Genomic DNA, 4,063 nt, shown 5'->3' on the forward strand with positions numbered 1-4,063 from the left:
AGCTTGTAGGGTGGGCAGGGTCACTAGATTTGATGCTAGAACGACTGATTTTATAACCCTGCCCACCCTACGAACTACTCTTCATCAGATGAACTCCTGAAATAAGTGTAAGAACAACAAGGGGGATTTAGCCCGATCGCAATCCTCAAAAAAACGCTTTATTTGACCTCAGTCGGTTCTGGCGCTTTGATGCCCAAGATATTTTCTAAACTGTCAAAAATAGTTTGCTTCGTTGCCAATAACAGGGCACAATTGAGGGGGGTAAGAGTAAGAGACTGGAACCAGCGATCGCAAGTCTCGCTGACAGCCTCTAAATGCTGGCAAAGCAGATGCGGAGCAATTTCATTAGCACTTTGTTGCAAGACTTTAGGAGTCGCTTGCACTTGGTTGGCGAGAGTGGCGGCGTTGGCATCCTCCCAAACGCACTCTGCCAATGACATCGGCGTAGGCGCAATCTGCCAATTATCTCCAGTGTTTAGCTGGATAACGCCTTGCTGGTGAGCTTGATGCAGCAGCAGACAACAACGGGTATGGGCAGATTTGACCCGATAGAGACTATCCTTGGGGGTCGGTTGTCCCGCTGTGCTGATATTGATGGGGGCAACGCCGGTGAGGGGGACGCGAAAACTGTGCCAACGCAAAGCATCCATCCCGATCGCTTTGATGAGTTCCTCCGAGGCAATATCAGGAATCGGATGAAGTTGCTGGGTGGGTTTGTGGAAAGCGTGGAGTTTTATCGGCTGAATCGCAATAAATTGAAATTGCTGTTTGGTGTAGCCCAGACATTGCATCGCGGCGGTGAGTTGGATGTCATAGCCGGTGTAAGTGGAGGGACGCAACAGGATAATTTTGTCATAGCCTTGTTGGAAGATTTGATGGTAGCAGGCAATGTCTTCTAAGAGTTGAGTGAATTCGCCGTCGCGGTGTTGGAGGACGCGATCGAAGTCGTCGCCAAAATCGGCAGTTTTGATAAACCAGTCTTTGGGTTCATCTTTCAGGGCAGTTTGTTCGATGTCGGCGGGTAAATCCGCAGCAAATTGGCGCGACATTGAGGCTTGGTAAATGTTGAAATTGGTTTTGAGACTGTTGAGGAAGGTTTCACAGTCGGGGGTTGGTTTCGAGGGAGTGATGAGGGTACGATCGGTTTGTTGGAGGAGGGTTTGGAGGGTGTCGGTAAGGTTACAGCGCAGATCGGCGGATGAGGTGATTTGCGCGGGGTAGACGGGTGGGCGATCGAGGTAGATTTGTTGGGGTTTGTTCATGGTAGTGTTGGGTTAATGGGGGTTGGAAAGTAATTGCAGTTCTATTATCCTGGGTGGTGAGCGTCTTGGCGATCGGCTGTAGTGCCTGGAATTAGGATATAACTGGAGTAGAGCAGTCGTAGAATTTTGCCCTAGAGGTTAGCTGAATACAAAATATGGTAAAATAAGCTCTTGTTTGAACCGACTCCTGATGCGGGAGGTGGTTATAATAGCACCGGGCGAATCAGTCGTTGTTTATGAAACGTTTCGTTGGAGAGGATTGAGAAAGTGAAAGAATATACATTTAAACTGGATGATTCGATTGGTGAATTTGTCGAACAGTTCCAAGATTATGGGTTTCATGATTCGAGAGAACTTGTTATGGCAGCGCTGCACAGATTGCGATCCGCTTTAGAATCAGCAAAATTAGAGGAATCAGCCGCTCTCTATGCGGAAATCTATGAAGAAGAGCCAGAGTTACAAGCACTAGCTGAAGCCGGGTTAGAAGAATGGCCGAAAGAATAAAGCTCAACCGGGGTACAATCATTGATGTTAATCTTGACCCCACTCAAGGTTCAGAAACGGGAAAAATCAGACCTTGTATTGTGGTTACGAATAACACTTACAACGAGCGAGTACCCGTCATTCAAGTTGTCCCAATTACTGCATGGAGCGACAAAAAAGCTAAGATCGCAACAAATATCGAGATTTTGCCCTCAGCAGGGAATGGATTGACTAAGAAATCTATTGCAGATTGCTTGCAAACCCGCCCGATTGACTATCGCTCTCGCTTGGTTGCCATTCGAGGTGAACTGGAACCGGAAGTTTTGGTAAAAATTGATAATGCTCTCCGAATCGTGTTTGCTTTGTAGAAAACAGATGGCGAACTTAATTTTAGTGTAGGCGCGATCGCCTTTCGGAAAGAGGAGATTTGGGATCGCATAAGTTGCGAGTCGCTGTTTAATTAAATTGACCGTGACCTTTAAAGCGAGAGTAAATACCCAGTGCGCCAAATGCCAATAATGCGATCGATGTACTCCCTTCCGGGACGGAAGTGGGGGCAGGAATCGCTTCCATTTTAAAATCAGCTTGTTCGGTATTAAAGGCAATTTTGAGTGGAAAAGCGCTAGGATCTTCAGGATCGACAAGGGGGTTAATATCGGTGATGGCAAATTCGGAAACCCCGTGACCGAGTAATGAAACAAAATTAACACTTTCCCCCGGACTAAATTCTCCGAGAATGGTATCGCCAACGGAGATGGTAAATAAATTATCGTCATCAATGGCGATCGGGAAGTCGAGGATGTCAGTAAACAGAGAATCCTCTAGCATGGTATAGCGAAATCCGTAAGCAGTAGGGGGATCGACCCAACGACCAGAAGGTACATCGTCAAATATCCAAGTACCGGGTTCGGTAACGGTAGGCATCACTGGGTTGTCTTGAGTCCAACCAATATTCGCCCATCGTCGTCGCCATTCCTCCTGACGTCGTCGTTGTTCAAGTTGTCGTTGCCATTCTTCCCATCGCAATTGTTCTGTTGGTTGGCGATTCGGTAAACTGTCATTCAGTAAAACACGAGAACCGTTGGTATGGTAAGTCCATTGATTGCTGCCACTGGTTATGACTACTATCCAACCATCGACGAATGCTTGGGTACAGAATATTTCAGGTCCGCTAATTCCCATACATCCATTGGGCCAGGTTACACGACTAGCAGTCTCAATTTGCAATTCAGAAATGGATAAGCTGGTGTCTTCTGCTGCTTGTTGAAGAATGATTTGTGTTAACGCATCGGATAATGTTGCTTCCGACACGGTTTGGGTTTTGGCTGTATTAGGAGTAAAGAGATTTAAGGTGACAGATAAGCTTAAGATAGCGGCAAGTTTGAGTAGGGGGTTTTGAGAGCTAAAAAAGATTTTCATTGTTTTTCAGAATGCTACATTTTTTGGGGTTCGTTTTGGACTTTGGGAATTGCATCATTGTTGATGCAGTGGTGGGATTTTTTTTAGAGCGTGGTTGGGGGAAGATGGGCGATCGCTCTCGGGGGAAAAAGAGGCGATCGCACTCTGAAAAATTCAGGGTATATTTCAGGAATTACATCTAAGAACCCTTCACCCAACCAGTGCCATTACAGCGAGGACATTGAGGTTCTCGTTTACCACGAGGGACAGAAATCCGTCCTTTTCCGTGACATTTTGGACATTTTTTTCAGCTTTATCTTTTTCAGGTTTGCCTTTGTCGTAAGGGTGTCTTTCAGACATGATAGTTTCTCCTTTAGTAATGGGCGATCGCTTTTCGGTAAATATGGGCGATCGCTTTCCAGGTAGGGTGTGTTAGCGGGGAATTAACTTTGGGCCGAAGTCGAGTAAATTGTATTCCCCGCGTAACGCACCGAAAATGTTTGATTGACTCTATATAAATTTGGTGCGTTACGTCGGACTTGTTAATTGGTTTGTTTTTGCCCAAAACTTATCACCGACGTAACGCACCCTACCACTCGTAATGTCTCAGACTATGCTGATTTTGATGGACTGACCATTGAAAACTGGTTTGTTTAGTCACGGTAGGGTGCGTTGCGGCTCAAACCCATGTCGAACCAAGGGGACAATTTACAAGCTGCCGCAACGCACCGGGGCTATAATCTGGTAAGGGTCGTAAATTTATCCTGGTATTTGTCGTTGGGTTCCCGAATCGGTGCGTTCCGGCTCGCTTAATCTTGTTGGCAAAATCCAAGGATTGAATGGAGCCGGAACGCACCCTACCGCTGCTTTATAAACCAATTTCTGAAATCATGTCGTTGTGAAGACTGGTCGGCGATCGC

Annotated in this window: 5 protein-coding genes; 2 read left to right on the forward strand and 3 right to left on the reverse strand. The window is 46.3% G+C overall.

Translation table 11 applies throughout. The features are described from left to right. Nucleotides 1–158: 158 nt before the first annotated feature. Nucleotides 159–1,262: a DALR anticodon-binding domain-containing protein gene (locus AC0QH1_RS05860; RefSeq protein WP_324629994.1), complete on the reverse strand. Its 1,104-nt coding sequence runs from the start codon at nt 1,260–1,262 to the stop codon at nt 159–161. Nucleotides 1,263–1,529: 267 nt separating this feature from the next. Between AC0QH1_RS05860 and AC0QH1_RS05865 the strand changes: the two genes are divergently transcribed. After that, nucleotides 1,530–1,766, forward strand: a complete 237-nt coding sequence (locus AC0QH1_RS05865; RefSeq protein WP_324629995.1) for a hypothetical protein — start codon at nt 1,530–1,532, stop codon at nt 1,764–1,766. After that, nucleotides 1,751–2,113: a type II toxin-antitoxin system PemK/MazF family toxin gene (locus tag AC0QH1_RS05870; RefSeq protein WP_324629996.1), complete on the forward strand. Its 363-nt coding sequence runs from the start codon at nt 1,751–1,753 to the stop codon at nt 2,111–2,113. The genes AC0QH1_RS05865 and AC0QH1_RS05870 overlap by 16 nt, the downstream gene beginning before the upstream one ends. An 88-nt stretch (nt 2,114–2,201) precedes the next feature. On the opposite strand, the gene AC0QH1_RS05875 is transcribed toward AC0QH1_RS05870, so the two are convergent. Both AC0QH1_RS05875 and AC0QH1_RS05880 read right to left on the reverse strand, forming a co-directional pair. After that, nucleotides 2,202–3,164, reverse strand: a complete 963-nt coding sequence (locus tag AC0QH1_RS05875; RefSeq protein WP_324629998.1) for a hypothetical protein — start codon at nt 3,162–3,164, stop codon at nt 2,202–2,204. A gap of 189 nt (nt 3,165–3,353) precedes the next feature. Further along, nucleotides 3,354–3,503 (reverse strand): hypothetical protein, encoded by a 150-nt coding sequence (locus AC0QH1_RS05880; RefSeq protein ID WP_324629999.1) that lies wholly within the window; start codon nt 3,501–3,503, stop codon nt 3,354–3,356. Nucleotides 3,504–4,063 lie beyond the last annotated feature (560 nt).

It is taken from the genome of Phormidium sp. CCY1219 (assembly GCF_055795085.1).

Coding starts and splice junctions, on each gene's coding strand:
- AC0QH1_RS05880 (WP_324629999.1), bottom strand. CDS start 3,503: ATGTCTGAAAGACACCCTTACGACAAAGGCAAACCTGAAAAAGATAAA.
- AC0QH1_RS05870 (WP_324629996.1), top strand. CDS start 1,751: ATGGCCGAAAGAATAAAGCTCAACCGGGGTACAATCATTGATGTTAAT.
- AC0QH1_RS05860 (WP_324629994.1), bottom strand. CDS start 1,262: ATGAACAAACCCCAACAAATCTACCTCGATCGCCCACCCGTCTACCCC.
- AC0QH1_RS05875 (WP_324629998.1), bottom strand. CDS start 3,164: ATGAAAATCTTTTTTAGCTCTCAAAACCCCCTACTCAAACTTGCCGCT.